Raw genomic sequence first — 676 nt, forward strand, 5'->3', positions numbered from 1 at the left:
AGGGAAGCTCCACCAATGAGCCCCCCATCGATATCCGGCATGCCGAACAGTTCGACCGCATTGGCCGCCTTCACGCTGCCGCCGTATAGAAGCCGCACACCTCGTGCGACTTCAGAATTCTCTGCCGCCAACTGCTCGCGAATGGCTTTATGCACATCCTGAGCCTGTTGCGGCGTTGCAGTCAGTCCAGTACCAATGGCCCAGACCGGCTCGTAAGCTATTACTGCCTTGGCAAAGGCACCAACACCCAGCTCCTCGATGATGCTGCCCAGCTGACGCCCGACAACCTCAAGAGTTTTTCCAGCTTCGCGCTGCTCAAGGGTTTCCCCTATGCACAACACCGGAATCAAGCCACATGCCTGTGCCGCTGCGAACTTGCGATTCAGCATTCCGTCTCGCTCGCCCATTATCTGACGGCGTTCGGAGTGCCCGACAAGCACCAGGGAACAACCTGCATCCACCAACTGACTCGGCGCAATTTCACCGGTCAATGCACCTTGCATGGATTCCACCGCAGAATTCTGCGCGCCGACCGAAATCGACTTGCCTTTCAGGCCATCAATCACTTGATTGATATGCAAGCAAGGCGGGAATACCGCGACATCAACACCGCTAGGCAAGGCCAAATGACGAAGGCCGTTGATCAGCTCAGCGACGCTGGCGCGGGTACCGTGCA

At 57.5% G+C, this 676-nt stretch carries 1 protein-coding gene; it reads right to left on the reverse strand.

Annotated elements, in window-relative coordinates; translation table 11 throughout:
* Window positions 1-676, reverse strand: a 676-nt coding sequence (gene tpiA, locus ACIOZM_RS30255) for a triose-phosphate isomerase (protein ID WP_401221038.1), incomplete at both ends; no start/stop codon positions are given.

This window comes from Pseudomonas sp. NPDC087346 (assembly GCF_044744235.1).
GTDB lineage: Bacteria > Pseudomonadota > Gammaproteobacteria > Pseudomonadales > Pseudomonadaceae > Aquipseudomonas.